The 1,948-nt window shown below is 32.3% G+C and carries 1 protein-coding gene and 2 pseudogenes; 1 reads left to right on the forward strand and 2 read right to left on the reverse strand.

The window, feature by feature from the left end:
- Positions 1-453 (forward strand): annotated as a pseudogene (locus DMC01_RS15520) (hypothetical protein); the annotation flags it as partial.
- Positions 454-1,026: 573 nt separating this feature from the next.
- Here DMC01_RS15520 and DMC01_RS12310 read toward each other — a convergent pair.
- Together DMC01_RS12310 and DMC01_RS12315 are read right to left on the reverse strand one after the other, a co-directional pair.
- The gene (locus DMC01_RS12310) at positions 1,027-1,368 is read right to left on the reverse strand and encodes a hypothetical protein (protein ID WP_142694477.1); all 342 of its coding nucleotides are present in this window, start codon (positions 1,366-1,368) and stop codon (positions 1,027-1,029) included.
- Between the two features lie 28 nt (positions 1,369-1,396).
- Positions 1,397-1,948 (reverse strand): annotated as a pseudogene (locus DMC01_RS12315) (IS1595 family transposase); the annotation flags it as partial.

Below are 1,948 nucleotides of genomic sequence, written 5' to 3' on the forward strand. Positions count from 1 at the left end.
TTACACACTCGTAACTCTGCGAGAAGATATGCTAAAACGAAATGGGCAAGTTTATACTCAGATTGTAAAAGCTTGCTCTGCTAGCGAGCTATTACCTATAATAAGGAATTTGAATGATATGAGCAAGACAGAATTTTATAGTGATTGCTTGGCTATTTATGATGGTTTAGTTGATTTTTTACTTCGTGCTACGCACTCGTAACTTTGCAAGAAGGAGCAAAGTTATAGAGTAAGACACAGGGAAAATGAGTTTGCAAAAGGCACAAATCACATAAATGCAATTGAGAATTTCTGGGGCTTTGCCAAGCATAGATTAAGCAAATTTAAAGGAATTAAAAAGGAAAATTTTGTCCTTCATTTAAAGGAAACAGAATTAAGACGAAAATTTTGAGACAAAATATTTATCAAAATTTATTAAAGTTGATAAGCCAAAATCCGCTTAAGTTGTCTTGAGCCTTGATAAATTCAAAAAGAAAGGCTTGATTAAGCCTTCTTTTGCTTGATTTATAAACACTTTCTTTTGTCTGATTTATGAGATCTTCACTTAAATTTGTCCTTATGGTTATAGTGTTACGGTCTAATTTTGATCTGCTTGTTTAAAGTTGATTGTAACAAAATATGCTTAGTTCTTGTGAGTGTTGATTATAGCAAAGGCGTGTCTTTTGTTGTTTTTCCCTTGCTCTTTTTTCTAAATCTTTTAAATTTATATCCTTGCTTTGAGCTTTTAAATCCTTGTGATTTTTAAACAAACTTCAAAATTTTAATGAGCTAAGCTATAAATTTATACCCCTTATATAAATTTCAAAGTTTCTTGCTAAAAGTATCCACCTCTTCTTTAACCCTTATTTTTATGCCAAAGCAACTGTAAATTCTATTTGGCTTTAAACTTGTTTGTAGGGTGTAGGGTTTGCTCTTTGACATCTTTGCCTTTCTCATCTTCAAATTTTACAAGTGAATTTTAACAAAAATTCACTTATTTTACGCACTCTTTAAAGTCACATAAATTTATACTAAATTTATGCACTTTCACTCACAGTCCTTGCAATATTTTTTAACTATGCGTTTTATTTCTAAATTATATTTTTCTAACTTGTATATAATCATACAAACTTTAAAGCGATGAGTTGCTGTGGTGTTTGGCAAATATTTGTGATGTTTATCAAAATATTGTTGCAAATCCAACCTACCCTGAGCCACATCTTTGCGTAATTGAAATAAATTATTTTCTTCTATGGGATTAAATAAATTTTCCTTGTCATATTGTAGACAGTATTGTAGCCCCCATTCTGCCAGAATAGATGATTGTGTAAGATTTGTTACAGCAAGGGCTTCGCTAAAAGGAGGCGAGGCAACTGCTATATGTGCCATAATTAAACACTGCAAAATAATTTTTGGCTCAAGACAACTTAAGCAGATTTTTTCTTATCAACTTTAATAAATTTTGATAAATATTTTGTCTCAAAATTTTCGTCTTAATTCTGTTTCCTTTAAATGAAGGACAAAATTTTCTTTTTTAATTCCTTTAAATTTGCTTAATCTATGCTTGGCAAAGCCCCAGAAATTCTCAATTGCATTTATGTGATTTGTGCCTTTTGCAAACTCATTTTCCCTATGTCTTACTCTATAACTTTGCTCCTTCTTGCAAAGTTACGAGTGCGTAGCACGAAGTAAAAAATCAACTAAACCATCATAAATAGCCAAGCAATCACTATAAAATTCTGTCTTGCTCATATCACTCAAATTCCTTATTATAGGTAATAGCTCGCTAGCAGAGCAAGCTTTTACAATCTGAGTATAAACTTGCCCATTTCGTTTTAGCATATCTTCTCGCAGAGTTACGAGTGTGTAGCACGAAGTAAAAAACTGGTGTTTTCTTACCAGCCCCACGTCCACGCTTGCCACGAACACGTTTTGCACCGAAATAACTCTCAGCTATTTCGATCTCGCC

The organism is Campylobacter troglodytis, assembly GCF_006864425.1.
Lineage (GTDB): Bacteria > Campylobacterota > Campylobacteria > Campylobacterales > Campylobacteraceae > Campylobacter_D > Campylobacter_D troglodytis.

Bases quoted from the DNA above. Each gene is read 5' to 3' on its own strand.
- DMC01_RS12310 (WP_142694477.1), bottom strand. From the start codon at position 1,368: ATGGCACATATAGCAGTTGCCTCGCCTCCTTTTAGCGAAGCCCTTGCT.